We start from the raw sequence: 296 nt of genomic DNA, 5'->3' as shown, positions 1-296 counted from the left end.
TTCTCAAAAGCCGTTTTCGACAAACGCCTAAACTTTTCCTGAAAAAGGGGTTGCGCTCGAGACTTCACGTGCGTAAAGTACGCATCCGCTGCCGGGGACGTCGCAAACGGCCAGGCAGCTGAAGTAGCGCAACCTACTGATTTGGTTTTGATTTTCAGGATTGATCGAAAAGAAAAAACATTGACAGGTCAGCAGGATTCGGTAGAATGCAGCGCACTTCATCGGACGTCGCTTCCGGGGGTTGAGAGCAGCACATCGCTTTCACGTCAGAACAGGTTGTTCTGGTCATCGCCGAA

Origin of the sequence: Larsenimonas rhizosphaerae, from assembly GCF_026240105.1 — a bacterium.
Lineage (GTDB): Bacteria > Pseudomonadota > Gammaproteobacteria > Pseudomonadales > Halomonadaceae > Larsenimonas > Larsenimonas rhizosphaerae.
Note: the sequence above shows the minus strand (reverse complement) of the source record.